This window comes from Alcanivorax sp. NBRC 101098, from assembly GCF_001010505.1.
GTDB lineage: Bacteria > Pseudomonadota > Gammaproteobacteria > Pseudomonadales > Alcanivoracaceae > Alcanivorax > Alcanivorax borkumensis.
The window spans coordinates 2852631-2878561 of record NZ_AP014613.1; the positions used below are offsets into that span (position 1 = coordinate 2852631).

The 25931-nt window shown below is 56.1% G+C and carries 24 protein-coding genes, 1 tRNA gene and 1 pseudogene; 7 read left to right on the plus strand and 19 right to left on the minus strand.

Translation table 11 applies throughout. The annotated features are described in order from the left end of the window. Nucleotides 1-3 precede the first annotated feature (3 nt). The 3 genes from AS19_RS12915 to AS19_RS12925 form a co-directional block, all read right to left on the minus strand. Nucleotides 4-1098: a FecR domain-containing protein gene (locus tag AS19_RS12915; protein WP_046962179.1), complete on the minus strand. Its 1095-nt coding sequence runs from the start codon at nt 1096-1098 to the stop codon at nt 4-6. A gap of 10 nt (nt 1099-1108) precedes the next feature. After that, nucleotides 1109-1798 (minus strand): response regulator transcription factor, encoded by a 690-nt coding sequence (locus AS19_RS12920; protein ID WP_035460011.1) that lies wholly within the window; start codon nt 1796-1798, stop codon nt 1109-1111. Between the two features lie 151 nt (nt 1799-1949). After that, nucleotides 1950-2279, minus strand: a complete 330-nt coding sequence (locus AS19_RS12925; RefSeq protein WP_011589815.1) for a multidrug efflux SMR transporter — start codon at nt 2277-2279, stop codon at nt 1950-1952. 240 nt (nt 2280-2519) lie between these two features. On the opposite strand from AS19_RS12925, the gene AS19_RS12930 reads away from it, so the two are divergent. Next, nucleotides 2520-2596, plus strand: a tRNA-Arg gene (locus tag AS19_RS12930). A gap of 64 nt (nt 2597-2660) precedes the next feature. On the opposite strand, the gene AS19_RS12935 is transcribed toward AS19_RS12930, so the two are convergent. Next, entirely contained in the window at nt 2661-3671 is a 1011-nt protein-coding gene (locus AS19_RS12935) for an AraC family transcriptional regulator (RefSeq protein ID WP_011589816.1), read from the minus strand. A gap of 130 nt (nt 3672-3801) precedes the next feature. Here AS19_RS12935 and AS19_RS12940 point away from each other — a divergent pair, with 130 nt between their 5' ends. Continuing rightward, entirely contained in the window at nt 3802-4707 is a 906-nt protein-coding gene (locus tag AS19_RS12940) for a fatty acid desaturase (protein ID WP_231483436.1), read from the plus strand. Between the two features lie 248 nt (nt 4708-4955). Here AS19_RS12940 and AS19_RS12945 read toward each other — a convergent pair whose 3' ends face one another. The 5 genes from AS19_RS12945 to AS19_RS12965 form a co-directional block, all read right to left on the minus strand. Further along, nucleotides 4956-6560, minus strand: a complete 1605-nt coding sequence (locus tag AS19_RS12945; protein ID WP_046962180.1) for a PepSY domain-containing protein — start codon at nt 6558-6560, stop codon at nt 4956-4958. Continuing rightward, entirely contained in the window at nt 6557-6814 is a 258-nt protein-coding gene (locus AS19_RS12950) for a hypothetical protein (protein ID WP_035460009.1), read from the minus strand. Before AS19_RS12950 ends, AS19_RS12945 begins: the two co-directional genes overlap by 4 nt. Then, the gene (locus tag AS19_RS12955) at nt 6811-7083 is read right to left on the minus strand and encodes a hypothetical protein (protein WP_062810591.1); all 273 of its coding nucleotides are present in this window, start codon (nt 7081-7083) and stop codon (nt 6811-6813) included. The genes AS19_RS12950 and AS19_RS12955 overlap by 4 nt, the downstream gene beginning before the upstream one ends. A gap of 80 nt (nt 7084-7163) precedes the next feature. Then, nucleotides 7164-7748: a hypothetical protein gene (locus AS19_RS12960; RefSeq protein WP_035460003.1), complete on the minus strand. Its 585-nt coding sequence runs from the start codon at nt 7746-7748 to the stop codon at nt 7164-7166. Continuing rightward, the gene (locus AS19_RS12965) at nt 7748-8359 is read right to left on the minus strand and encodes a hypothetical protein (protein ID WP_011589821.1); all 612 of its coding nucleotides are present in this window, start codon (nt 8357-8359) and stop codon (nt 7748-7750) included. The genes AS19_RS12960 and AS19_RS12965 overlap by 1 nt, the downstream gene beginning before the upstream one ends. Before the next feature lie 283 nt (nt 8360-8642). On the opposite strand from AS19_RS12965, the gene AS19_RS12970 reads away from it, so the two are divergent. Beyond that, nucleotides 8643-9368 carry a YHYH domain-containing protein gene (locus AS19_RS12970; RefSeq protein WP_011589822.1) on the plus strand — a complete coding sequence of 242 codons (726 nt, stop codon included), beginning with the start codon at nt 8643-8645 and terminating at the stop codon, nt 9366-9368. Nucleotides 9369-9429: 61 nt separating this feature from the next. On the opposite strand, the gene AS19_RS12975 is transcribed toward AS19_RS12970, so the two are convergent. Next, entirely contained in the window at nt 9430-9666 is a 237-nt protein-coding gene (locus AS19_RS12975; RefSeq protein WP_011589823.1) for a hypothetical protein, read from the minus strand. A gap of 401 nt (nt 9667-10067) precedes the next feature. On the opposite strand from AS19_RS12975, the gene AS19_RS12980 reads away from it, so the two are divergent. Then, nucleotides 10068-11192, plus strand: a complete 1125-nt coding sequence (locus AS19_RS12980; RefSeq protein ID WP_011589824.1) for an alpha/beta fold hydrolase — start codon at nt 10068-10070, stop codon at nt 11190-11192. Nucleotides 11193-11646: 454 nt separating this feature from the next. Here AS19_RS12980 and AS19_RS12985 read toward each other — a convergent pair whose 3' ends face one another. From AS19_RS12985 to AS19_RS12995, 3 genes are all read right to left on the minus strand, one after another. Continuing rightward, nucleotides 11647-12918 (minus strand): O-acetylhomoserine aminocarboxypropyltransferase/cysteine synthase family protein, encoded by a 1272-nt coding sequence (locus AS19_RS12985; protein ID WP_035460152.1) that lies wholly within the window; start codon nt 12916-12918, stop codon nt 11647-11649. A 78-nt stretch (nt 12919-12996) separates the two neighbouring features. Next, the gene (locus tag AS19_RS12990; protein ID WP_046962181.1) at nt 12997-13863 is read right to left on the minus strand and encodes an enoyl-CoA hydratase-related protein; all 867 of its coding nucleotides are present in this window, start codon (nt 13861-13863) and stop codon (nt 12997-12999) included. Between the two features lie 387 nt (nt 13864-14250). Further along, nucleotides 14251-14658 (minus strand): CBS domain-containing protein, encoded by a 408-nt coding sequence (locus AS19_RS12995; protein WP_011589828.1) that lies wholly within the window; start codon nt 14656-14658, stop codon nt 14251-14253. A 215-nt stretch (nt 14659-14873) separates the two neighbouring features. Here AS19_RS12995 and AS19_RS13000 point away from each other — a divergent pair, with 215 nt between their 5' ends. Together AS19_RS13000 and AS19_RS13005 are read left to right on the plus strand one after the other, a co-directional pair. Further along, nucleotides 14874-17606 carry an ATP-binding protein gene (locus AS19_RS13000; RefSeq protein WP_046962182.1) on the plus strand — a complete coding sequence of 911 codons (2733 nt, stop codon included), beginning with the start codon at nt 14874-14876 and terminating at the stop codon, nt 17604-17606. Further along, nucleotides 17599-18402 (plus strand): mechanosensitive ion channel family protein, encoded by an 804-nt coding sequence (locus AS19_RS13005; protein WP_046962183.1) that lies wholly within the window; start codon nt 17599-17601, stop codon nt 18400-18402. Before AS19_RS13000 ends, AS19_RS13005 begins: the two co-directional genes overlap by 8 nt. A gap of 26 nt (nt 18403-18428) precedes the next feature. Here AS19_RS13005 and AS19_RS13010 read toward each other — a convergent pair whose 3' ends face one another. The 6 genes and pseudogenes from AS19_RS13010 to AS19_RS13035 all read right to left on the minus strand — a co-directional run bounded on the left by AS19_RS13010 (nt 18429) and on the right by AS19_RS13035 (nt 24533). Further along, nucleotides 18429-18710: a hypothetical protein gene (locus AS19_RS13010; RefSeq protein ID WP_011589831.1), complete on the minus strand. Its 282-nt coding sequence runs from the start codon at nt 18708-18710 to the stop codon at nt 18429-18431. A 50-nt stretch (nt 18711-18760) separates the two neighbouring features. Then, nucleotides 18761-19977 (minus strand): annotated as a pseudogene (locus AS19_RS13015) (NnrS family protein). 146 nt (nt 19978-20123) lie between these two features. Further along, nucleotides 20124-21011, minus strand: coding sequence for a metal-dependent hydrolase (locus AS19_RS13020; protein WP_046962185.1), 888 nt, complete (start codon nt 21009-21011; stop codon nt 20124-20126). 126 nt (nt 21012-21137) lie between these two features. Further along, complete coding sequence (rsmD, locus tag AS19_RS13025; protein ID WP_050731521.1) at nt 21138-21752, minus strand: 16S rRNA (guanine(966)-N(2))-methyltransferase RsmD; 615 nt, start codon at nt 21750-21752, stop codon at nt 21138-21140. Beyond that, nucleotides 21742-23184 (minus strand): pitrilysin family protein, encoded by a 1443-nt coding sequence (locus AS19_RS13030; protein WP_011589835.1) that lies wholly within the window; start codon nt 23182-23184, stop codon nt 21742-21744. The genes rsmD and AS19_RS13030 overlap by 11 nt, the downstream gene beginning before the upstream one ends. Beyond that, nucleotides 23181-24533, minus strand: a complete 1353-nt coding sequence (locus AS19_RS13035; protein WP_046962186.1) for a pitrilysin family protein — start codon at nt 24531-24533, stop codon at nt 23181-23183. The genes AS19_RS13030 and AS19_RS13035 overlap by 4 nt, the downstream gene beginning before the upstream one ends. A gap of 203 nt (nt 24534-24736) precedes the next feature. On the opposite strand from AS19_RS13035, the gene ftsY reads away from it, so the two are divergent. Further along, nucleotides 24737-25930: a signal recognition particle-docking protein FtsY gene (gene ftsY / locus AS19_RS13040; RefSeq protein WP_011589837.1), complete on the plus strand. Its 1194-nt coding sequence runs from the start codon at nt 24737-24739 to the stop codon at nt 25928-25930. Nucleotide 25931 lies beyond the last annotated feature (1 nt).

Genomic DNA, 25931 nt, shown 5'->3' on the forward strand with positions numbered 1-25931 from the left:
AAGTTATAGCGCCAAGAGTAGAGCGGCCGCACCCATGAACACCCAAACATCCCAATGCGCATCTTCTTCCTCTGGAACAGGTTCGGGCTCTATTGGCGGCGCGGGCATACTGAACACGTGCCAGCTTTCATCACCGCGCAGGCCGTTCTCATCTACCGCCCGCACCAATAGACGGTAGTCGCCCACGGGCAGTTCTTTCTGCCAGTGCCCAGAGGAAAGGTAATCTTGATTCAGCAATCGACCTGCCGGCTGACTATAAAGCTCCAGCAGGTAAGACCGGGCCTCGGACTGGGTATGCCATGCTGCCACCACACCGGTGTGCGACGCTGTCACTTCCATGGCTGGAGCCGGCAGCAATGCCACCGGCTCAATCGGCGCTTCATCCACATGCGCCAGGGTCGCGTAGCCCCCCTCTATCTGACGCTCCGTACCACGAGCCCCCACATCCACGCGCCCTTCTATGACTTCATTTCGCGTGGTCTCGGCTCCATCCACCCCCAAGTAATACTCCGTACCCCGCACCGCGGCCACGGCACCGGGGGTGTAGACCTCAAAAGAAGCCTCGTCACTTTGGCGGGGACTGACACGGTTACGGATATTACCGCGCTGCAAACGCAGCTCGGTGCGTTCATTTTGGTGATTCAGAAAACGACGATAGCGGGTCACAACCAGCAAACTCGTCGGCTTAATATACACTTCTGACTGATCAGCAAATCGTAGGCGGGCACTACTATTGGCGGCGGTTTCCAACGCATCACCAAAACCAACCACATCACCATTGCTCAGCCGACGAGGCTCTCCGCCGCTAGCTGGATACAACATCACTTCACCGGTGATCGCATCAACAGTGGCCGGAATGGGTTTTTCCTTCAACCAGCTCGTTGGCACAAGTAAGGTGTCGCCGGGGTGCAAAACATGAGGGTCGTCGAGGTCATTATGGCGTGCCAGTTTACCCCAGCAGGTTTGTGGGGTCTGGGCGAACTGTTGGCAGACTTTCCAAAGAGAGTCGCCAGGGCGCAAGGTATAATGCCAATCATCCCCGGCCCAGGCCGTTGATAGCAGGCACAGCAGCATGGCCGTGCTCAACCAGACCCTCATAGATGTGTCCTTATTCTTCGATCGGCTCCAGACGATATCCGTGCTGGTACACCGTTTTAATTCGATAGCCTCGTTCAGGGCGAATTTGCAGGCTACGTCGAATCCGGCTGATATGCACGTCAACGGTGCGTGATTCAATCGGGGTCATGATACCCCAAACCTTCTCCAGCAAGTGCGCCCGACTCATGAGTTTGCCCACATTTTGGAACAAATAGCAGGCCAGCTCGTAATCCTTGTCAGTCAATTTAATCGCTTCTTCATCCAGCAGGATCTGACGCCGGGACCGGTCCACGGTCCACGGCCCCACATTCAGCGTGGTTTCTTCATCCATTTCCGATACCCCTGCCCGACGCCCGAGAGCGCTAATACGGGCCAGCAATTCCGCTTGCTTGGTAGGCTTCACCATATAATCATCCGCCCCTTGAGAAAGTGCGCCGACAATGGATGATTCATCATCACGCTGCGTCGCGAATAACACAGGGGTGCGATTACCGCTGGCGCGTACTTCTTCGAGCACAGCGTAGCCGTTCATGTCTGGCACTTCCCAGTCGAGCACCAAAATATCGAAGGTGTCACGACGCAGAAGGGACATAAAATCACGGCCACTGGCCATGTGAATACAGTTATGGCCAGCCTCTTTAAGCCAGTGAGTGACCAGCTCCGCCTGGGCCATGTCATCTTCGAGATAAGCAATGCGCACGGTTAAACTCCATCTGTTGCAGGCCAACATCTGCCCGCAAAGGGTACCGATGTATCAACGCGTTAGCGGGAAAAGATTGTAAAATACCCGAACGAACGATTCGGCACCACATCAGCCATCAGATCCAACCCTTACCTCACCCTCGCCTCTTTCAGGCCGGACCACTGGTCAACTTCAGGCCGACAATCCCCACCACAATCAATGCCATAAAGGCCAGCCGTGACGCATTGGCCGGATCCTTGAAGAACACGATACCGATCAGGGTAATACCCACCGCACCGAGCCCTGTCCAGATGGCGTATGCCGTGCCCACGGGAATGCCCCGCATCGCATAGGACAACATCAACATATTCAAGCCGGTGAGCACAAGTGAAGTGCCAATAGAGAGCACCCCTGGGCTAAGCTGGATCCATTTGAGACTCATGGCCCAAGCGATTTCCACAATCACCGCCAGTAATAACACGACCCAATACAGATTCATCCCCACTTTCTCCAACACAAGCCCGCCCACCACATTGGCACACGGCGGACACGGGCTCGTCAGGAAAACAGCACTGCCGGAAACCCGGAAAGAGACAGCCTGCTCATGGTCAGATACCGGGACACGCTCCCGACGCGCCGATTATAGCGATCACAACACAGGATGCACCCAATCCATGGACGAGGCCGCCACAAACCGCTATCATTCGCGCCCGTTGAATCCCCAAGTTCTTCAAGTTTTGCGCCCGTAGCTCAGCTGGATAGAGCGTTGCCCTCCGGAGGCAAAGGTCAGAGGTTCGAATCCTCTCGGGCGTACCAGATAAAAAAACCTCCCATCGGGAGGTTTTTTTATGGGCTATCAAAAATCAACAGCACGCCCCCATCACTCATTTTCCCGATACGTACTTGGCGAGCAGCCCTGCCAGCGCCGGAAGGCGCGGACAAATCCGCCTGCGTCGGTGTACGCCAAGTGAGCAGCGACTTCTTCGATCTTCATGGTGGTGTTGCCCAGTAGTTGCAGGGCCAGCTGGCGGCGCTCTTCTTCGACTAAATCGCGGTAACTGGTGCCTTCCTGCTCCAGTTTGCGACGCAAGCTTCGGGTGGAAAGGGCCAGGTCGCGGGCCATATCATTGAGGCTGGCTCCCAGCCCCAACTCGCCAAGCAATTTTTGACGGACCTTGCCGGCGATACCGCTGCTTTCCACGGTATCCATACGTTGCTGACATTGCTGCTCAAGCATGCGAGTGAGGGCCGGATCGTAGCCGGAAAAGGGCCGGCTGGCACCGGCGCGGTTAACCATAATGCGGTTGGATCCAGCTCCAAATGTGGGGGCAATGCCGCACAGTGCTTTCAACGCTGCAGCATCCACATCGGGGGTGCCGGTGAACTCGATGGCTTTGAATTCAGCCCCCTGAAGGGAGATTTCCCTGGCCAGATTAAGAGAAGTGGCCATATCCCGCTCCAGCAGAAACTGGCGCAGATGGGGCGGAATGGGATCGGGGTCAAAGGTGATGCCAAAGGCATCCTCCTCTTCGCACAAAAGAATGCGGCAATAGGCCGTACTCAAAGGCAGATAGCGCACCCCAAGTGCAACAGCTTCGCGCAAGGTCTTACAGGTGCGCAGAGCAAAACCCCAAACCCCGAAGGTGGCCAAATTGTACTGCAAACCCAGCTCGAACCCGGAAGCCCCCACCTCCGGCAGGGCCAGCATCAAGTTTTCGATCAGCCGCATTTCCTGCGTGCGGGTCACCAGTCCTTCACCACTGGATAATTCGCTTTCCAAGATACCCGTGCCGAGCAGGCAGGTTTGCCGGTCAATGCCATTTCGCTGAGCGAAATTGAGCATCACCTGGCTGATGGCCACCGGGTGCAATTTGTCGTTTGATTGATGCATTAACCGTTCCGTTGATACCCCCCTGTCACACACTGGCCACTTTTGCAGGGTGATTGGCCACGGTGGCTATTCTGATTGTTGTGCCGTCTACGTAATGTTCACCCTAATCATACCAACAAGAGACAGCACCATGGACGCGGCAGCATTGAACAAACAAGCCATTGCCTGTGCCAAACACTATATGGGCAAAACCGCCTGGCCGACAATTTTACTAACCGTGGCCGTAGTCGCCGCCTTTATTGCCACACTCACGTTATTCGCCAATGGTACGCTACCGGCCTGGGGCGCTTATCTGCTGGTCGCCGTACTGACCTACATGTCCTATACGCCACTACATGAGGCCGCCCACGGCAATATTCACGGACAGAATGATGGCCGCAAATGGATCAACGATTTGTGCGGGTACCTAGTAGCCCCCATTATTGCGATCCCCTATGCCTCTCATCGCATTGAGCACTTCACCCACCACCGCTATACCAATCAACCGGGCAAGGATCCGGACTTTATTATCAGCGGGATGCAACAAGGACTACTGGGGTTACTGGCCGCCGGGCTACGCTTCCAGTGGGTGCAGAACACATTTTTTGTGCAACACAGCTGGGCCACTGCGTCATCCAAGGAAAGATTGATTTATTGCACCGAACTGGCGGTATCGATCGGCTGGCGCATTGCCTTCCTAACGATGGTAGACCAGCCCGGCACCATCGCCGTGCTGCTGCTGGGATATTACACTGGCGGGCTATTCACCGCCTACTGGTTTGCCTATCGTCCACACCACCCTTACAAGGTAAGTGAACGTTATCGCAACACTAACAGCCTGATTATGCCGCGCTGGATGAAGCCGCTGGAATGGTTCTGGTTGGGCCAGAACCTGCACTCCATCCATCACCTTTTTCCGCGTGTGCCGTTCTATAATTACCACGCCCTACATCGGGATATTGAGCCGGTCTTGCAGGCACAGGGCACGCCGATTATGGGTATTTTTTCCCGCCAACCGCTAGCCGGCAACGCGTACCCATCAGCAAAGAAGCCGTAGCACCCAACAAGACGATCAACCTGAGTGCATACCGCTAGCGGTATGCACTCGCACATCGCTAATACAACGCCACGATGCCCTCGAGGGAACCGCCTGAACTACCTTGATGGCGAAGCATTCGCCACAGAACCCTTGTCCCCGATCTGTTCCAGACTTTTTATTTCTCCCAAGCGGAGAACATCGGAGACCATGGGCCCGCTTATTGGTGCCACTCTACGACCACAATAAGGCGCGCAGCGACATACTGCCTAATAAGCAGAACCCGCCTCCCGTTCCGTTTCGGTGAGGTGCTTAGGCTGCCCCTCAGTGACCTTTCCGACCCAAAGCGGGTGAGGCTCGGCCAGGCGCACGCGTTTGCGAAACTGCCGCCGCACCACCCACAATGATAACGCCACCACCAATAACAGGCCGTTAATCAGCAGGTTGTCGCCGTCGAGTACATGCTCGCCCTCCAAGGCGACCTGCAATACCGGCACCGCCAAATAACACAACGGCGCGGCGGCCAGGATTTGGCCGCTGAACCGCAGCGGCGATGCCCGCAGACTCCACAACACCAATAAGAGAATCACACCGCCACACACCGCCCGCTCCACCGTGGCGACCCAGGCCGCCCAAGGCGTATAGGGCAGCCCTTTGCTAACCAGAAAGCTGAACGCCACTCCGATCACAACCCCGAAGCACAGCCCCAGCGTCAAACGCAACAAAAAAGCAGAAGCCCGGCTGGGCCCTTGGCGATCACTGCGTCGCTCGCACCACAACACATTCCCGGACACAAACAACAAAGCCCCCAGCAAGCCCATGGCAAAGTAGAGCCATTTCACCAGCATTCCACCGTAGTCCCCGAAATGCAGAGAATAAACCGGTGAGAACGTATCAAAGTTCAAGCTGCGCTGTCCTGGCGCAATCACGCTCAACGTTGCCATGGTCGAGCCCAGCACCACATGGACATGATGCCCCACATAGCCTGGTACAGAGCCGGCCACATCAACCCAGCCAGCGGCATCGCCATAGCCGCGAATTTCCACCCAGTCCACGCTCATTTCTGGCAACGCTTCGCCCGCAGCAGATAAGTAATCTGCAATCGGCGCCATGGCAACGCGTTCACCCTCACTTTGTACCGGCGGCCACACCGCAATTTCCTCTTCGATCACCCCACGCAGCTGAGGACCAAAAACTAACGTGCCCAGCACCACCGCCACCAGGGTAAAAGCCCCCATGGCGGCACCGGTCACCGACATGATCAAATGAAACGGAAAACTGATCACGCCAACCAGGTTGTGCATGTTCTTCCAGTAACGGCGTAGGTTGCCTTCATGCTTAAGAGCAAAAAACTCCTTGCTCAATTTTGGCCAATGAATCACTAAGCCAGTAAACAGCGCCGCCCCGTACAGTATCGAAATCAGCCCCATAAACGTCATCCCCAGGTTGATGGGCAAGCCGCCACTAGGAATCGCCAGTTGGTAATGCAACTGATTGATAAAATCCGCCAACGCCGACCGGGGCTGCTCGACGTACTCTCCGCCCGTATCGAAATCCGTGGCGTGGGCGGTGAGCCACTCCCCCCCACCGGTTTCACTGGTTTGAAACCACATAACTGCCGGATCTTCTTCAGGCAAGAAAAACAGGCGAGTACGGGCATCCGGATACTGCTCGGTGACGCGAGTAAGAAGGGCCTGCCCATCAATGGCTTGTTGCGATGCCTGCGCAGTGGCCTGAGGTGTCTGCCAATGATGAAGCTCGTGGTGAAACACATTGATAGCGCCAGCAAAAAACGCCACAAACAGAATCAGCCCACTGACCATGCCCAGCCAAGCATGTAAATCGATAAAACGCCGCAAACGAGCCGCTTTCATGCGCCGCCTCCATACAGGGCCGTTGCCTGCAACGCTAGCCAGGCAACCCCGTTCATCACCAACAGCGCCACCAAAGGCGGCCAGGTACGCTCAGGGATTGCCACCAAAACCACCAGCAACATCCACAACAACATTATCCCCAACAACTGCAACACCAACCAAGATTGCCAAGGAACCGGCACCAATGCCGCCAGCAACCCCATCAGCATTGCTGACAGCGGCAAACTGAATACAAATGCCCAAAAAGCTCTCATCGGCTTCCACCCCGGCGCTGATAACGGTCTCGATAATGACTCACTATCAAGGGCACCAGCAGCGCCGGTAATGTGGATACCCACAACCCTACAAACAGGCCCACGCTGACCCCCAATTGCAGGGTGAACAGCAGCAGCCCGCCGGCCAACATGGCCAAAGCGATCAAGCGAGTAAAGGCAGGGAGAGGTTGATCCAGCCAGCGCTGCTGTCGGTCGGACAGATAAAACAGCGCCACACTGGCAAATGTGGCGAGAACGGCAACCAACATAAGAAAAACCATTATTTATGATAATGGTTCTCATTTAATAGAAGGCGGTCGCTTCCGTCAAGATAACAAGGCCGACGAGCTCAACGAGGCCGCAACTTACGCAGATAGTCACTGGCCTCACTGAGCCGCGCGGTAGACAAACGACTCCAATCCACAGCCTCGCGATCTGGCATCCACACACCAGCGAACGTGGACGCATCGGCCAATGCCAATTCTGCATTGAGCATGGGCACGCCGTGATAGTCACCGGCAATTCCGCCCGCGAGACGAATCACTGACCACCAAGCAGGCGGCCGCCAATGCAGCCGAACATCCGGCAAATGACAGCTCAGCTCAACTTCCGCCACACAGCATTCCAGCACACTATCCTGCTGACGACTCAGCCCCTGCCGCCACAACGCCGACCCTGCTACCATGACCAGCGACGGGAAGGCCCGCTGCAAAGCCCGACAACGATCCTCATCGCTCAACGGGTCGCCCAACACCACCCTGTAAAATACCGGACGCGGCGGAGCCACCTGCTTGACCACGCCAGATTCCAGCCAGCGCAGAACACAATCCAGTGCCCGCTCAGACTCCTCTGGCTGCAGCTGCTTAAGATCAGAGAGGGTAAATACCCGAGGCAGAGTGTCCAACGCTGGAGACAACATCGACATATCCTGCATCAACGCCTCACCCTGTCCGCCAACGGCAATCGTAGTCCGAGGCAGGAACGCAAAGCCATGGCCCACGCCAGCAGATGACAGATCACCGTCATCTGACGGGCTTGCGGCAGGCCACACAAACGCAACCGCACGGCCTCATCTACTTGACGCTCCAGCATCGTAATCTGACGAGACCTCAGACCGGTGGGCCGTTCACCCTGCGCCAGACGCAACGTCAGCAACCGCCCCTGGATATCATCCTCCAACGCCGCATAGGCCCGCTCGACTAAGCTATAACTGGATAGGTGGCGCATAGCACGCAAAGGCTGGCGCCGCCGTGAACGGTGCCGTTGCGGCATCACGAACACAGACAGCACACGGGCCAACCACTGCACAGCAGGCAACCAGCGAGCACCATCTCGGCAGCCCATCAGATACCAACCCCACGCGCGCAGGCGAGACACATCCCTGCGCAATACTCGCACCCGAGCATAGCTATCCGCGCTACCCGAGGAAGCAAAGCTTGCCCGGTAGACGGCTAAATATTCCTGCAGAGCCTGCAATCGCGTTCTCACCGCCTCCAGCTCCAGCTCTTGCTGACGCGGCTTCCCTGCCACTTGCTGTGTCCTCATAAGCTGCAACTCCTGCATTGGCTACTACCTACCTGCAATGCATAAAAATGGACGCCGGATCAGGTTGTGAAACCGGTTCAGCCCGGCAACGCTAACTGTAGCGATACCGCCCAGGCCGCCACAGAACAAAAGCGTCCAATTTACGTGTATACACGTAGCGGTTTTGTATCTTCCTGATACAGCTCGCCGGAATCGGCCCCAATCTTTCCTTTGTACGCTTTTACCTACAACAAGATTCGTATATGCCTTATCCTCCCGCCAAACGACATAAACAGGCCCCCCTTTGTACTACGCCCTCCTTACTCTACTTGCGCTACTAACCCTACTGATCAGCAACACACTGCAAGCCCACCCCGGAAGCCTCAACCAACAAGGCGGACACACCGACCGCAGCACCGGTGACTACCATTGCCACCGCGCCCCCTGCTCCACGCTTCACCGGCAACAACAAAAGGCCCAACAGGACGCCACCGACGCACAACGGGCGTTCAGTGGACTCTACGATCGAAACCTCTGGCCCCACTGGACTGACGCAGACCAAGATTGCCAAGACACACGGGCAGAATTATTGATTGCCTCCAGCCGGCAGACTGTGACCTTCACCGACCCGGATCAATGCACCGTGGCCACAGGTCGCTGGTACGACCCCTACACCAACCGCACCTTTACCCATGCGGGGGACTTGGACGTGGATCATTTTGTGCCGCTGCGCCATGCCCACGGCCACGGTGGCGACCAATGGGACAAAGCATTACGCCAACAATTCGCTAATGACCCAGACAACCTGATTCCGGTGTCCGCCAGCGCCAATCGCAGTAAAGGTGCTCGCAGCCCAGATCAGTGGCTTCCTGATAACCGCCTCTATTGGTGCGAATATGGCCGGCATTGGAAACGCATCAAACAACGTTACCAGTTGATGGTGACGCCCCAGGAAGCTGACGCACTGAAACAACTGCTAACCCACTGCTCAATGCCCTCTACCCCTAAAACGACAAAACCCCGACCATAAGGCCAGGGTTTTGGTTGTCGCATCACCCGCCTTGAGGCGGAGAGCTCACTGCATGTAAGGCTTACTGCTCTGCAGCATCCTTCATGTCTTCGGCGGACTCTTTGGCGTTATCATAGGCGTTATCCATATCTTCGCCCATTTCCTCCATCGGTCCTTTGCTATCCGGGGTAATGCTTTCCACCGCCTCATCTACCTTCTCGCCAGCATCCTCAACCGGGCCATCATTGGCATCACAGGCTGCCAGCAGGGCAGAAGAGGCGAAAATGGCGGCCAATGCCGCTTTGCCGAAAATACGCATAGAATCACTCCTTGAATTAACTGATTCGGACAGTGAGCACTGTAAGCATGTTCTTCACGCTTGGCCAAGGGAATTCGCACATTTCACTGCCATTTTACGAAGAGTTACAGACCGGATAGAGAATACCGCGCCGATGAGCTAAGGAGCCTGTGCCCCCCGTGCATGCTCAGCCTTTCAGGCTGGGTCGCAATCTATGCCCCGTTCAGGGCGCAGAGGACACGATTTTGAAGGTACTCTCTAGGGGGCGAGCCAGGACAGCCCATCCATCAAAAACGCAACAATTGAGTGCGGGCCAGCCAGGAAGGCCCGGAGGGCGTAACAGGTTTACCAGAGCAGCCTGGCCCTTTTTCCTTTCTCTGCGCTTTCAGCCGAGTAAGATGAACACCATAACAAGGAGAAACATGAAGAAAATCGGGAGAAATGCGGGAAAGAATGCAGGGGGGCTGGCGCAGCTGGTCACCCGTTTCGGCAATGAAATTACCCAGGTCGTTCAAGATATTCACGGCGCCATAGCCAATCCGTTCCACCTGCGTGGGCACGACTACACCCCCGCCCCCATGGTCTACGGCTTGGTTCGTTACGGTTTTCGCCAAGTCGGCAATGTGGCCAGCATGGCTGACCTGCTCGCCGACCCACACCAGGAGTTGCGCGATAGCTTAGACCTGCAAAGCATCATCAACGGTATTTTCGGACAATTATTGGTTGAGCAGCACAACCGTTACGCTCTGCCCATGACGCTATTACCAAAAAAACCACCTTTAGCGGATGCTGACACCCTGGTGATTTTCCTGCACGGGCTGTGCATGAACGACGCCTGCTGGAACAACCCTGCCGCCAACAGTTTCAGCCAGTGGGCTCGCCAGCATTACAACGCAGATATCCGTTATCTGCGCTACAACACCGGCCTGCATATTTCCGACAATGGCCGCAAATTCGCCGGGCTGCTGGCCCATACGGTCTTGCCCAAGCGAATAATTCTGGTCGGCCATTCCATGGGCGGGCTAGTAGCGCGCAGCGCACTTTACCAAGGGCGCCAGCGTGGCGACCATTGGGTGAATAAAGTAACTCACTTGGCTTGCCTGGGCTCACCACATCAAGGCGCCTTACTAGAACGATTTAGCAACGAAGCTAACCGATTACTAGGCCACACCCCCTACTCGCGGCCATTGATGCGGCTTGCCAACCTGCGCTCCGACGGCATTCGCGACCTGCGCTTTGGTTATGTACTGGAAGACCAGTGGCGAGACCGCCCGCTGGATGACCCACGCCCCACCAGCAAGGTGCCTTTGGATCCGCATGTGCAGCAGCTTTTTATTGCCGGCAGCGTCAGCAAACCCAACCATGCCCACCCCCGTGGCGATTGGTTAGTCACGGTAGACAGCGCGCTGGCGGAGCATCTTTACGCGCAAGCGAACCACCTGACCCGTGAATTGTTTTACCAGATGGGGCACATGGCCATGATTGAGCAAACCCGCACCTACGCGCGGATACAACAGTGGCTAGACGAATCAACGCCTGGAACGTAACAGCAATATCAAATTAACGATTACGCAGGCGGCAGGCGGTGTCGTCATAAAAAATTCAAACTAAAGCCTTGCCTCTTCAGGCCAAAAAACCGCAAACCATTATTATTGTTCTCGCTCGCCGTTTGCGCCTCGGCCGCTCAACCAGCAACCACTACCGCAACCCCCACGGCCACCAGAGCCAATGGAAAAATGATGATGCTATTGCGGATAAAGCGCTCGCGCCAGAGCGCCCATTGATAGTAACGATGCATTGCCATACCCCAACCATCACAAACGAACTCTCAGTATATGGACCTTAAGGCAATATCAAATCGCCCAAATGGAGTATATGCAATAACTGGAAAGCGGCTTTGCCAAACCCTTTAAACGCACGGAATGACGACAGGCCGATTTGAGGCTCAGGGCCAGGGAGCATCTGAATACTCCCTGGCCCGTTCAGCCTTGCTCAAAGGCACTAAACCGCCGCCAACGCCTGCTCGATATCCGCCAGGATATCGTCAACATGCTCAATACCAATGGACAAACGTACCAAGTCCGCACTAACCCCAGCCTTGCTCAGCTCTTCATCATTAAGCTGACGGTGCGTAGTGGTCGCTGGATGGCACGCCAGAGACTTAGCATCACCGATATTCACCAGCCGCTTGATCAATGCCAACGCATCAATAAAGCGCGCGCCGGCATCACGCCCCCCTTGCACACCAAAGCTGAGAATAGACGAGGGCACTCCTCCATCCATGTACTGCTGCGCTAGACCATAATCTTTGTCGGTTTCCAGCCCGGCAAAATTAACCCAACTCACCTTGGCATGATCACGCAAGTATGTCGCCACTTTCACCGCGTTCTCGCAATGCCGTTCCATCCGCAGGCTCAAGGTTTCAATGCCCTGCATAATTAAAAACGCATTCATAGGAGATAACGCTGCCCCCATATTACGCAGTGGGACAACCCGAGCACGACCAATAAACGCCGCCTCTCCCATGGCCTCCACGTACACCACACCATGATAGCTTGGATCCGGCTCATTAAACTGCGGGAAGCGAGGGTTTCCTTTCCATGGAAACTTCCCTGAATCGACGATAGCGCCAGCAATGGTGGTGCCATGTCCGCCCATGTATTTGGTCAGCGAATGCACCACAATATCAGCGCCATGCTCAAAGGGTCGGCACAATGCAGGCGTTGCCACGGTGTTATCAACTACAAGCGGTACACCCGCGTCATGGGCTACCTTAGCCAACGCAGCCATATCGACCACATTGCCCGCCGGGTTGCCGATGGATTCGCAGAACACCATCTTCGTTTTTTCATCAATAGCATCGGCAATCGCCTGAGGATTGCGGCCATCGGCCATGCGCACCTCAATACCCTGGTTCGGCAAGGTATGCGCAAACAAATTGTAGGTACCGCCATAAAGCTGGCTGGTTGAAACAATATTGTCTCCCGCCTTTGCCAGCGTTTGGATCGTCGCGGTAATCGCCGCCATGCCCGACGCCATCGCCAAGGCACCAATGCCCCCTTCCAGTTGCGCAACGCGCTCTTCCAGCACAGCGTTAGTCGGGTTCATGATGCGGCTATAAATATTGCCCGGTACTTTCAGGTCAAATAGATCCGCCCCATGCTGGGTATCATCAAAGTAATAACTGGTGGTTTGATACATGGGTACGGCCACCGCATGGGTCTGCGGGTCACCGGCAAAGCCCCCATGAATGGCAATGGTTTCTTTTTTCATCACTCTCTGCCTCATAATTTTCGCCGCAAAACGACGCACACGCAAAAAGGCCGCCAAGCGGCGGCCCAAAAAACCACCTTATTTAATCGGAGCCGCTTCCCAAAAATCAAATTGTTTGGGCACATCCGCCAGCGAAGTATCAAAACGCGGCGGGCGCTTTTCAAGAAAAGCGGTAAACCCGTCTTTCCCGTCCCAAAATTCATTGGACCAATAAATCATTTTTGATTCCACCACATGGGCTTCGGCTGGGTGGGAAAAGTTCGGGTTGCGCCACAACATCTGCTTGGCCAACGCCACCGCCACCGGCGAACTTTTTGCAATCAGCTTTCGAGCGATGCAGCGGGCCACCTCCACCACCTCGTCTTTGTCATGCACACTGTGGAACAGCCCTGCTTTCTCACCTTCTTCAGCCATGAAAATATCACCGCTAATCACCCACTCCAGCGCTTTCTGTATACCCACCACCCGCGGCAGGAACCAAGAAGAACAGGCCTCCGGCGTTACACCGCGCTGGGTAAAAACAAAACCGATTTTGCTGTTGGTCGCCACCAGGCGAATATCCATGGGTAGGGTCATAGTGATCCCCACCCCCACCGCCGCGCCGTTAATGGCGGCGATCACGGGCTTGCGACAATTATAGATTGCCAGCGACAGTTCGCCGCCGGAATCGCGGATGGTCTCTAACGGCGGCTCCATACCCTCAGCGTCGTCATAGCCAAACAGGTGGCCGCCACCTTCCGGCTCCATTTCCATTCCTGCACAGAAAACCTTACCCGCCCCCGTAACGATAACGGCCCGGATATCATCATTGCTGTCTGCTTCAGCCAGGGCATCAACCATTTCGTCTTTCATGCGCAAAGTAAAAGCATTAAGGCGATCAGGACGGTTAAGGGTAATAGTCAAAATATTTTCGGCCAGCTCGGTCTTGATGTCTTGATAATCCATGATCACTCCACTGGGGTTGTGCGGTTTTCAGTCGTTATCGATAGAGGCTCAGTAGCACGGTTTGACCCCGAGCATACCCCGATGGCAAGGCATCGAACATGGCATGAAGCGTCCGGTTGAGATCAGGCGGATTGTAAAAAGCTTGCGAGGGAAGCGCTGAAAAACGCCCTATATTCTCCGTCTCTCAAGCTAGTTCGCAATTTATACCCCATTGGGGGCACAGAAGACGGGGTTTTGAAGGCATGGAATCGCCTGTCGAGAAAGTACAACGAGTGAGTAATCCAAGCCACGCTGAGCACGTAAGGGGTTTTCTAGAGGCCCCGTAACACGGCCCAGATCCACTGGGCCACAGAAGCAAACGCTACGGGTTCACAGAACGCATAGCCCTCAATCGCAGCCCCGGCGATTGTCTTTAAGCGCTCGCAACACCTGCTCACGGGTCAGCAAACCAGTCAGAACGCCCTGGGCATTCACCACCGGATAGATCTTAGGCTTCTGGGTCACCATCAACTCCGCCACATTCACCGCCGAATCCTCTTCACTAACGGTCAATGGCTGGTCGTGCATAAATTCTTCCACGACCAAAGAACCTTCACAGTGATAGCTGGAGATCAATAACCTGCGCAGGCAATCCTGTTCCGACACAAACCCCACCACCTTGTTCTGGCTATCCACCACTGGCAGCCCAGTAAACTTGTGCTGCAACAACACATCCACCACCTCGGTAAGCTCAGTACCCATTTCAATAGCCATGGGGTGTTTTGCCATCAAAGCGCGTACCGTCATCTCTTGCATCGCATTTTCCTTCTAGAAATTGACCCAGCCGGGTCAGTCCTGATTTATGGCTTTGACTATAGCAACCCGGTATGTTTACACCCGTGGATATTCCCCATGCCACCGATCAATTATGGCAATCGCTATACAAGCCAGGCATCGCCTTCCTACAATGCTCACAACACAGAACAACACCAAGCCTGACCGCAGGCCTTCATGGAGCAGAGGAACAGCGAATGGTATCGCCCCGCGTCTGGCTGGTTTTTGGGCTATTGGCTCTATTGGTAGTATCGCCGCTGCAGGCAGCTGAGAGTGCTGCCTGTGAGGCGGCAGAACTGACTCACGCTCAGCTTAATCAACAACGTAAGCAGCTACAGGAGAACCAGGCGGCGCTGCTGGCGATGATTAAGGGCGAGATCCCCACCTCGGATCAGCTCGACACCGTATTGGGGCGCCCTCTAAATCAGCGACCGCTACTACCCTTGCCGCCGCCCCAGCCACTAGCCATCACCGACAGCAAGTGCCCGGATCTACAAAATGATATCGACAACCTGACACGGCAAATCAACAGCCTGGAACAGTCCATCCATACGTTACGTCATTCGTTTTTTTCCCTCAGCTTTGCTCAACGACAAGCATTCCGAAACTTGGCAATTCACCATGAGCAGCTACAGGCCATGGCGGATAATCCCGATGCCACCATCGCCTCGGCTAGCCAGCGTCTTCAGCAACACACCGAACAGTTGTGGGCGGTGCTTGGGCAACTGCAAAACAACCCCGATATTGCCCTGCAAACATTGGACGCATTGTGGCTGAATTTGCCGGCCTTACCGCTGCCCAGCAGCGGCGTCCGCTCCGACGAATGGCGAACCCTGCTCAAAGCTAGACTGGATATCCAGAGTAACGGCCGCACCCTACGCTCGGAGCAATGGAAAACCCGGCCATTGCTGACCCAAATCGATAACCTGGGAGGACTGCGCCAGGCACCACAACTGTTGCAACACGAAAGCCAGCGAATTACTCAACACCTGAGGAACATCCTCGTGCTGGTTCGCTACGATCTGAACGGCCCCTTACGCGATGGCGGCTACATGCCAGTGCTGCAGAACATTCTCGCCTTGATTCTCGGCGCCGCAGGCTTCTGGCTACTAATCCAGCTGGCTCAGCGCACCCGCCACTGGGCGCTCGCTTTACACGACCGGGTGGTTCAACTCAGTGGTGAACGCCGCTGGTTACTCAATGCCAGCCGTTTGATCAGTGGCTTGGCGCCGATTCTGCCGTGGGTTTTGATCTGGCTAGCGCTTGATCATCTAGGTTCCTTATTGGACACCCCATCCAGCAAGATTCTGCTATGGCTGCTGCCACTGGCCCAGCTCTATGTCATCTACGGGCTGCTTTGCCTGATCGGTGAGTGGTTAATACTGCGTGTGGCACAAAGCGCCAATGCCTACCTAGGGGGCGAGCAAACCCGTCAAGTGACACAGCACGCCCGCAACCTAGCCCGCTGGATCATTATTCCCTGGGCGCCGGTCATCATCGTTTGGGAAAGCCTAGGCCCTTCGCTAATGTATTACCTGTTCCTTGGGGTACTAATGGTGACCATCTATACCGGGCTTGGACGCCTGCTGGCCTTACGCCATAAGGACTATCAAGTGTGTCTGCAAGCCCCGATGCCCTCCCAAGTAGACCCACTGATCGCCCGCTTGTTAAGCCCGAGATTATTCTGGTTGGTGGCGCCCCTACTACTGCCCATTGCACTGGTAAGTTTCTTGGTTGGTTTTGTGGACCGGGTACTGGCGGATTTTGACTGGTATATGCGACTCAAAGCCCGCTGGTTCCGTTTCCGTGCCAATGTAGCCACCGACGAAGACGACGGTGGCAATAGCGAAGAACCGGTGGCCCAATCCTACGAACGCTGGTTTGCCCCCGCCTTGCCCGACGATGTGAACAAACCCCCGTTCATCGACACCGGCTTAGTAGCCGCCATAGAAAAAAGCATTCAGCGCTGGCACGAAGATAAAACCGATGAAAACGCCTTGGTGGTTTCCGGTGAAAAAGGCTGCGGCAAAAGTGTCTCTCTTGGCAAGCTCGACAAGGTACTGGAAAAAAGCTGTGAATCCTTAAATACCTTGCACCTAAAAGTACCCGCCAAGACCTGCACCCCAGAAGCCATTCACCAGCTGATTGGAGATGCACTGGGCACCGACCTAATCAACGACGGGCCGGCCGCGCTGGTCAAGGACGATGAACACAGGCAGCCCACCCTGGTGGTGCTAGACGAAGCGCAAAATTTCTTCCTTGCCCAACTGGGCGGCCTGGAAGGCTGGCGCACAGTGCTCAATCTGGTTAACGCCCGGGTGGACAATGTGTTCTGGCTGCTACTGATCAACAACCAAAGCTGGGCCTACCTATGCAACGTGTTCGGTCGGGAATACCAGTTTCGTAATGTGGTTCGGGTGAAACGCTGGGGACAAACCGATATTCGTTCACTGATTCTCAGTCGTCATCATCTAAGTGGTTTCCAGCTACGTTACGACGAAGTGTTATTGTCCTCTCGGGGGCCGGAAGCCGGCAACCTGCGCAACGCCGAGCAACGGTATTTCAGCCTACTTTGGGATGCCAGTCGCGGTAATCCCATGGTGGCATTACGGCTGTTCCTGACCTCCGTAAAAGTCAAAGGCCGACAAGTAACCGTGGGCCTGCCCAACGCCCCCTCGGCCAGTATTCTCGATGGCATGGGTGACAACTCCCTGTTTGTTTATGCCGCCATTGCCACCCACGAAAATCTGACCAGCCATGAAATCAGTGCGGTCACACACCTGCCAGAAAATGTGGTGCGTTATGCGCTGAAAGGCGGTTTCGATGCAGGGTTTCTGCACAAGAGCGATGATGGCCGCTACCGGTTGGTGTCCCTATGGTACCAGCAGGTGATCAGCTACCTAACACGGAAGAACCTGCTCAATGAATGATGGAAATATAGTCAACGACCTGACTGTCGTAGTGGAATTGTTCAACGTCTACGCATTAATGCTGCTGTTTATCGGTGGATTTGTGCTGTGGGCCCTGAACTGGGGCATCAGTAAAGCAAGCCTGAAAATCACCGAGAAAATGCCCACCCGACGCTTCCTGATTTTGCAGATCACCACACTGATCGGCTTTGTACTCTACACCGTGGGCACCATCGCGCTGGTCATCGGCGTACTGCAGCCCCCCAAAGAATTCATGCTCGCTGCCGGCGGCTCCATCGCGGTGGCCCTGGGCTTTGCCCTGAAAGACATTGCCGCCTCACTCGTAGCCGGTTTGCTGTTGTTATTTGATCGCCCCTTCCGGGTGGGTGACCGGGTCAGCTTCGATAACGTTTATGGAGAAATCGTTTCCATCGGCCTGCGCACCGTGCGCCTGCAAACCCTGGACGATAATCTGGTCACCATCCCCAACTCGCGGTTTATTACCGATGTGGTGGCCTCCGGCAATGCCGGCGAATTGGACATGATGGTGGTCACCGATTTCCACGTGGCCTTGAATGCCGATATCGAACAGGCCAAAGCCATCGTGGAAGAAATTATCGTCACCAGCCGCTACGCCTACCTGAAAAAGCCAGTCACCTTTGCCATTGAAGAAATTGAAGTGGGTTACCGGTTGGCAATTCGCCTACGCGCCAAAGCCTATGTTCTGGATGTGCATTACGAGAAAGCATTTCAGAGCGACATCGTGGTGCGGGTATCCAAACGCTTTACAGAAATGCAGGTGGCTCGGCCGGGATAATGGCCAATGCCTTATGACCTGTGCTTTTAGCTCTTCTCATTGGCGGGTTTTTCTGCCTCATCGGACAGCACCGCTTCCAGCTCCTCACGGGGCATGTAGTCCAGATCCCAGTGGCTAGTGTAGGTTTCTTTTAAACGACGCCGTCCCCGATGCAAAGGCTGCGGGTCTTCATCACTGCCATGGGCGGCGTGGTGTTCACCCAACGCCGGCCCCGGTGCCGGATTGCTGACCGCTTCCGGCCCCGTGTCTTTTTGCTCAGCCCCCAACCGTTGACGCCAGGGAGTAAGCCATCGTTTTAGCCAGTGCATATCTTTCCTCTCCGGCCGCTGCAGCTATTCTATCATTCACCCCCACCCTATCACCCCGGCTTGCCATCGACACGCGAGCGCGTCAGCACCTGCCAATACAACAACAGGAAGCCAGCAAAGGACAGGCTCCATAAGCCGGCGGACCAGCCTACCCCGAGCCCCCAGGGCAGCCACCCCAGTGCCGTCACCACTCGCAACACCCCCGCCAACAGCACCAATGCATACAGCACAATACCACCGGTGGGCAACGCCATGGTGCGCCCGGTATGCCCCATGGCTACACGCGTCATCACCCCCATAATGGTGGTGCCCATGGCGCCGGCGCCAAGGGCATGCAGCCATGCCGTCGGCGCCACCCAATGCCATTGCGCCAGCGCCAACAACACAAATCCCAGCACCACCCACCAATGCCCCAGGTGCAGAATCCACAACAGCGGTTCATCACGTATCTGCCAGGGCGCCCAGCCAAATAAACGCAGCAGCACCATGGCCGCAGCCGCCAGTGCCAGCCCCCCAGTAGCGCTCCGTGTATGTTGAGCGCCACCAGCACCGCCACCGCCAGCGCCAATACCAGGCCCACTGGCGTAGCCCAGGAAGGGGTGCGCACCTGAGCACTGTCCCGGCCACGGGCCTGCAGCCAGTTACGCGTAAACGCTGGTGTAATGCGCCCACCGATAATCAATATCAACACCGCCGCCAGCACCACCAGCGCCTGCAAATAGTGCGGTGAACCAGACAGATGAAACAACAGGTCCAACACCCAGCAGGCCGCCAGCACCCCCATCAGAATCAATTGCCGATACTGACGGGCATGCCAGATACGAGTACCTGCCAGCCAAGCCAGCAATGGCAGGAAAGACAAGTCGACAATGCTGGCGAGAATTGGCCAAAAACCGCCAAACATCATCGCCAATCGCCCAGCCAACCACAGCAGCCACAGAGCCAGTAATGCCCCGCCGTCCACCGGACGCGTACCGGTCCAGTTACAGACTGCGGTTAGTAAAAACCCGGCGATGGCCGCATTAAGGAAGCCCCCCAGCATTTCATGTTGATGCCAATGCAATGGCGCCAAGGCCAGGCTATCCATGCCTCCCTGAGTGAGTAGAAACATCCATAACGGTACCAATAATGCTCCGCCAAAAGCCGCGGAAAGAAAAAATAATCGAAACGGGAATGCCAGCACAGGCATTTGTGATATGCGCCGCCACTGATGGCACTTGCCATCAGTGGAATCAGAAGCGGACGGTGAAGAAGGGGTGGGTGTCATCGAGCTCTCCCTGCCGGAATACACTCCCTCGAATATACCCTGTAACTAAAAAAGCCGATGGAATTAATGCCATAAAACTGACCGGGATCACTGCCCGGCCAACTCAGACATAGCGGGTGCTTTTCACGCTAATTCAACCTAAAAAATCAGGACAATAATTGCGGACGCTTCATCAACCTAGACAATTTCTCCAGCCCCTGCTGGCGCAGGTAGCCACTGTCGCGCTTGGAAGGGTGGAAATCGCGTTTGTAGTACGACAGGTAGGATTTGCCCAACTTTCGCAGCCAGCCAGGCTTTCCTAGCAACCAGTTCATTCCCTGGCCCACGGACTTCCAGTCGGTGGAGTCATCCATTTCGGCGCGCAACTGGTTGTAGTGGAAAATAGTAAAACCAATAAACTCTACCGTGGTAAGCGCCATCTCCGAGGTGCGCACCCAATAGCTGCCCACCTGGTCCTGATACACATCGAACGCTACCGATTTATGCTCGCTTTCTTCCACCGCATGCCATAGCCACAGCGGCACCATGCGCTCGTCCATGCCGTCGAGAATTTCTGGATGCTCTAGAATCATTTCCGCCAGCATTGCGGTGAAATGTTCCAGCGCACAGGTCTTCGCCAGTTGCCGTTCCGGTGACAACCACTTAGCCATGAACTTTAGGCCGTCCCTTACAAAGGCGTCCACTTTGCTGGTAGGTACGCCCTTCGATTCCATGAACGCATTGAAGGCATCGTGCTCGTTGCCATGATGCGCCTCCTGACCGATAAAACCTTTCACTTGCTCACGGAGCAAAGGATCAGTGAGCTTTTTCTGAAAATGACGAACGGAACGGACAAAAAAACGCTCCCCCTCGGGAAAAGTGCACGACAGCGCCGTCAATAGCATAGTTTTGAACTGGTCATTGTCGAACCAATACCTGGGTATGGACGGATCAAATTCAAAATCCATCTTGCGGGGCTGAATGTCGCTTTTATTTGTTTTTTTCTGCGGCTGACGCGTTACCGGCGCCGCAACGGCGGTTACATTGGCATTCATAGCGATGTCCTCGTTGCTTATAGACACAGTATTCGGCAGCCACAACCAGCAAGCTAGTGCAGGTTGTGCCATTTTTGCAGCACAAAAACCAAACGCCTGATGCCTCGCACGTAACGCTAGCCTGACTCAGCCCGATTCGCTTTGCCGCCGATACAACCGCGCATGGATATCGCCGCTGCTTTTCTCTTTCGTCAATTGCCAGTTGGCCGGGACTGCCGGCACCTCTCCCTTCCGACGGCTTTCCACATAGATAATCGCCCCGTCCGCCAGCAACCCATGGGCTTCCAAGGCCTCACAGGTCGGCGACACTAGGCCCAAATCATAGGGCGGATCGATAAAGACCAAGTCGAAGGGCTGTCGTTGCGTAGGCAGCCAACTCAACGCGTCTGCACACTGCACGGTGAGGCGCCCCTCGAACAGCGGCGTTAATTGGCGTCGCAGGTCCGCGCTACGCTCTCGCTGCTTCTCCACCAACACAGCTTCGCAGGCGCCCCGGCTCAAGGCTTCCGCGCCCAGCGCACCGGAGCCGGCAAACAAGTCCAGCACACGCAGCCCCGGTATCTCAAATTGCAGCCAGTTAAACAGGGTTTCGCGCATACGATCCGAGGACGGACGCAAATCGCCACCATGGTCCACAAAATGCAGACGATGACCGCGCCTTTCGCCACCAATAATTCTTACTTGCCCTTTCTGCCCCTGAGCGCTGGCAGCAGGGCGTCTACCTGAATGCTTACGGGGCACGGTCAGCGGGCTCCTCATTGGCCGTATTGTCCGCGTCCGTTGCCACCGACATAACCTTTGGTGCCTCAGGGCCAATGCTGACGATGGCCAGATTTTCCGGCGCCAGGTTGCGCTGAAACGCAGCACGAATGTCTTCTGCGGTCACCGTGCGCACCTGCTGGTTGAACCATTGCAGGTAATCCAGCGGCAGGTCGTAGAAGCCGATAGCCCCCAGCTGACCGATAATGTCGCTATTGTCGGCGGTACCCAAAGCAAAGCTGCCAAGAATGCTAGCGCGGATTTCCTCCAGCTGCTCATCGGTGGGGCCGTCTTGCACAAACTGGTCAATCAGATCCAGAGTCAGGGTCAAGGCGGCGTCGGCATTGTCATTGCCCGTCTGCAGGCTTACCTGAAACGGGCCTCCGGCCGCCATGGGGCTGAAAAAACTGCTGATCCCATAAACGTAGCCCCGCTTCTGCCGCACTTCGTCAGTGAGAATAGAGGCAAAGCCGCCACCACCGAGAATCTGGTTACCCACATACAAGGCCACATGATCCGGGTTGCCACGCCAGGTGGCCTGATTACCCAGCAAGATATGAGTCTGGGCAGAAGGGAAGGTAATGTGTTCGCGCTGACGCTTAGTCAACGGCTGGGCCCGCGCCAAGGCCGGTGCCTCCTCGCCTTGCGGCAGGGCTGCGCTAATCTCTGCGGCAATGGCTTGTGCCTGTGCGCGATCCAAATCCCCCACCATAGCAATCACGGTGTTACCCGCCGCGTAGTAGCTCTGGTAGAAATCCTGCAGCTGGTCACGAGTGATCGCCGGCAAACTGTCCAAGGTGCCATCACTGGGCTGTCCATAGGGATGACCGGCAAACACCGTGGACTGAAACGCTTTATTCACTTGCGGGCCCGGCACCTGGGTTTCCATGCGCAAGCCCTGCATCATTTGGGTACGAATGCGTGCCAGCGTATCCTGTTCGAAAGTGGGGCTGGCAATCACTTGCTGGAACAGCGCCAGTACCGGTTCGCGATACTCGGGGTCGGACAATGTACGCAGGCTGATCACCCCCATGTCCCGGTAACTGGAAGAGGAAAAACTGGCGCCCTGATCTTCAAATCCGCGAGCGATGTCATCCACGCTTAACCCGTTCGCCCCTTCACCCAGCAAGGCGCTGGTCAACGAGGCCAGCCCTGAGTGCGCACCATCACGGGCAGAACCCGCATCACTGACCAGGCGGATATCCAGCATGGGCAATGCATCGCTGGCCACAAACAGCACCTTGGCTCCCTGTTCGGTTTGCCAAGACTGGATATCCAGCGCCGGCGCCTGGGGATCCGTTTCTGCAATCTGCGCTTCAGTAGAGGGGAAAGAGCCAGAAAAGGGGCCCGCGCAGGCACTCAGCACCACGCTCAGGCCGAGCAGGAAGGCCAGCCGGAAAGTATTTATCTTCATGGTTGCGGCTCCGCTTTCTGTTCATCAGAGGTGGGCGCTGTCGGCTTCACCATACCCACGGTCAAACGCTCCGGCACCAGCCATTGCTGTGCCACACGTCGTACATCTTCAGCGGTCACCGCCTCCAGGTGTTCGGCAAAACGAGTGGACAGGTCAATATCCAACCCTAAGGTACTAAGCATGCCCAGCTCCATGGCCTGGCCCATCACCGAGTCTTTCTCATACACCTGACCCGCCAACACCCCGGCCCGCACCCGCGCCATTTCCGCGTCAGTGGGCAAGGTGGTCTGCAGGGTTTCGATCTGTGCCAGCAGCGCTTTCTCCACGTCAGCCAACGTCACACCAGGGTTCGGTGCCGCAGTCAATGTAAAGGTCCCATCGCCTCGCTGAATGCCGCTATAACTGGCGCCAGCACCGGCCACTAGCCGCTGACCGCGGACCAGATCCGTTTCGATTCGCGCGCTCATGCCGCCATCCAGCACCCCAGCCAGCATGGTCAGGGCATAGAAATCTTTTTTGTCTTCCAGCGTTACCAGCGAAGGAACGTTGTACATCATGTACAACAAGGGGACTTTTACCGGCAAATTCAGCGCCAGCCGACGTTCGCCTGCTGGCGGGTTCACCGTTTGCTTGGGCCGCGGCGGCGTCTGCCCGGCAGGCAGATCAGCAAAGAATTTTTCCACCAGCGGTTCAACCTGATCACGGGTTACATCCCCAGCAATCACCAATGTAGCGTTACCCGGCACATAAAATCGTTGATACCAGCTGCGGGCTTGCTCCGGCTGTAACTGGGACAATAAGGAACGCCAACCAATAATCGGGTGGGCATAACCGGTACCCGGGCGGGCCACCGCCTGAAATTTCTCCCAGGCCAACGCATTCGGGTTATCGTCGGTTCGCATGCGCCGCTCTTCCATCACCACCTTTAGCTCACGGGCAAACTCTTCATCATCAATGTCTAAGTGCCCCAACCGCTCGGCCTCCAGCTCCAGCGCCAGAGGCAGGCGTGACACTTCGTATTGCTGAAAGTAGGCAGTGTAGTCGTAGCTGGTAAAAGCATTATCGCTACCACCATATCGGGAGACAAACTTGGAAAAATCACCAGGGCCGAGCCTCTCGGTGCCCTTAAACATCATGTGTTCCAACACATGAGCCAAGCCGGTTTCGTAGGGAGCTTCGTCGATACTGCCAGCCTTGTACCACATCATTACCGTGACTACTGGCGCCCGATGATCTTCGCGCACTAACACTTTCAGGCCGTTATCCAGCGTAAAGGCATGGGTTGGCAGTGACGCCTGGCTAGTCAGCGACCACAGGCCCAACGCCAGTACCGTTATCAGTCTTTTCATGAAATACCTCTATTTTGGGGACCGCAAACCCAAAGCTGCTCCCCTCTCCCCATAATGGTAGGATAGCGGCGCGTTCGCACCGCGAACGGCAACTCTGCAAGCAGGTCCCTTTTTTCTCCGGCATAGCATACCGGGTTATCACCCTGCTCTTGCAGCCTCATTGCAAAAGAAGGATCACCCTTCTTGATTGGATATGACTGATCATGAGCAACGAAGTTTCCCCCGACGACGACAAGCGGCCACAGCCAAACGAAAAGCCGGAAGAAAAGAAAACCGGTTTCTGGAAGCGCATGTTTACCGGCGTGGACGCCGACGAGCTGCCCGCAACACCTGCCGAACCTGAGGCAGACCCTGCCCCCGAGCCTGCTGAGTCAGCCTCTCAGCCGGCCGCGGCCACACCTGAGCCGGCACCTGCTGCCACAGCAGCAGCCCCTGCCGACGAAGCCAGCCCCGAGGTAAACGACGACGAGGGCAACTTCTGGACCCGCATGAAGCAGGGCATGAGCAAGACCCGCAAGGGGCTGGGCAAAGGCCTAGCGGACTTGCTGGTGGGCGCCAAAGAGATCGACGACGAAATCTTTGAAGAAATCGAAACCCAGCTGCTGGTGGCGGATGTAGGCGTGGAAGCCACCGATGTGATCGTCCAGGCCCTCACTGACCAGGTGAGCCGCGAAGAGCTGGTGGACGCCGACGCACTCTACGAATCCCTGCAAAATGAACTGCGCAAGCTGCTGGTCCCGGTGGACCAGCCCATGCAGATCGACAGCAGCAAAAAGCCCTACGTTATCCTGATGGTCGGCGTGAATGGGGTCGGCAAGACCACCACCATCGGCAAACTGGCCTGCCGCTTCAAAGCCGAAGGCAAGAGCGTGATGCTGGCTGCTGGCGATACCTTCCGGGCCGCCGCCGTAGAGCAACTGCAAGTATGGGGCGAGCGCAACGATATTCCCGTGGTGGCCCAACATACCGGTGCCGATTCTGCCTCGGTGGTGTATGACGCGGTACAGGCGGCACAGTCTCGCGGCGCCGACATCTTGATCGCCGATACCGCCGGGCGCTTGCACACCCGTGGCAACCTGATGGACGAACTCACCAAAGTTACCCGGGTAATGAAGAAGCTGATCCCGGACGCACCCCACGAGGTATTGCTGGTACTGGATGCGGGCACCGGCCAAAATGCCATCAACCAAGCTGAACAGTTCCGTGATGCTGCGGGCGTGACCGGGTTAGCACTCACCAAGCTCGACGGCACCGCCAAAGGCGGTATCCTGTTTGCCTTGGCCAAACGCACAGGCTTGCCGATTCGCTTTATCGGCGTTGGGGAACAATTGGAAGACCTGCGCCCCTTCCACGCGGAAGAGTTCGTTCAGGCCTTATTTGAAGATGTTACGGGTTAAA

Bases quoted from the DNA above. Each gene is read 5' to 3' on its own strand.
- AS19_RS12915 (WP_046962179.1), bottom strand. From the start codon at position 1,098: ATGAGGGTCTGGTTGAGCACGGCCATGCTGCTGTGCCTGCTATCAACG.
- AS19_RS12925 (WP_011589815.1), bottom strand. From the start codon at position 2,279: ATGAATCTGTATTGGGTCGTGTTATTACTGGCGGTGATTGTGGAAATC.
- AS19_RS12935 (WP_011589816.1), bottom strand. From the start codon at position 3,671: ATGCATCAATCAAACGACAAATTGCACCCGGTGGCCATCAGCCAGGTG.
- AS19_RS12940 (WP_231483436.1), top strand. From the start codon at position 3,802: ATGGACGCGGCAGCATTGAACAAACAAGCCATTGCCTGTGCCAAACAC.
- AS19_RS12945 (WP_046962180.1), bottom strand. From the start codon at position 6,560: ATGAAAGCGGCTCGTTTGCGGCGTTTTATCGATTTACATGCTTGGCTG.
- AS19_RS12950 (WP_035460009.1), bottom strand. From the start codon at position 6,814: ATGAGAGCTTTTTGGGCATTTGTATTCAGTTTGCCGCTGTCAGCAATG.
- AS19_RS12955 (WP_062810591.1), bottom strand. From the start codon at position 7,083: ATGTTGGTTGCCGTTCTCGCCACATTTGCCAGTGTGGCGCTGTTTTAT.
- AS19_RS12960 (WP_035460003.1), bottom strand. From the start codon at position 7,748: ATGCAGGATATGTCGATGTTGTCTCCAGCGTTGGACACTCTGCCTCGG.
- AS19_RS12965 (WP_011589821.1), bottom strand. From the start codon at position 8,359: ATGAGGACACAGCAAGTGGCAGGGAAGCCGCGTCAGCAAGAGCTGGAG.
- AS19_RS12975 (WP_011589823.1), bottom strand. From the start codon at position 9,666: ATGCGTATTTTCGGCAAAGCGGCATTGGCCGCCATTTTCGCCTCTTCT.
- AS19_RS12980 (WP_011589824.1), top strand. From the start codon at position 10,068: ATGAAGAAAATCGGGAGAAATGCGGGAAAGAATGCAGGGGGGCTGGCG.
- AS19_RS12985 (WP_035460152.1), bottom strand. From the start codon at position 12,918: ATGAAAAAAGAAACCATTGCCATTCATGGGGGCTTTGCCGGTGACCCG.
- AS19_RS12990 (WP_046962181.1), bottom strand. From the start codon at position 13,863: ATGGATTATCAAGACATCAAGACCGAGCTGGCCGAAAATATTTTGACT.
- AS19_RS12995 (WP_011589828.1), bottom strand. From the start codon at position 14,658: ATGCAAGAGATGACGGTACGCGCTTTGATGGCAAAACACCCCATGGCT.
- AS19_RS13000 (WP_046962182.1), top strand. From the start codon at position 14,874: ATGGTATCGCCCCGCGTCTGGCTGGTTTTTGGGCTATTGGCTCTATTG.
- AS19_RS13005 (WP_046962183.1), top strand. From the start codon at position 17,599: ATGAATGATGGAAATATAGTCAACGACCTGACTGTCGTAGTGGAATTG.
- AS19_RS13010 (WP_011589831.1), bottom strand. From the start codon at position 18,710: ATGCACTGGCTAAAACGATGGCTTACTCCCTGGCGTCAACGGTTGGGG.
- AS19_RS13020 (WP_046962185.1), bottom strand. From the start codon at position 21,011: ATGAATGCCAATGTAACCGCCGTTGCGGCGCCGGTAACGCGTCAGCCG.
- AS19_RS13030 (WP_011589835.1), bottom strand. From the start codon at position 23,184: ATGAAGATAAATACTTTCCGGCTGGCCTTCCTGCTCGGCCTGAGCGTG.
- AS19_RS13035 (WP_046962186.1), bottom strand. From the start codon at position 24,533: ATGAAAAGACTGATAACGGTACTGGCGTTGGGCCTGTGGTCGCTGACT.
- ftsY (WP_011589837.1), top strand. From the start codon at position 24,737: ATGAGCAACGAAGTTTCCCCCGACGACGACAAGCGGCCACAGCCAAAC.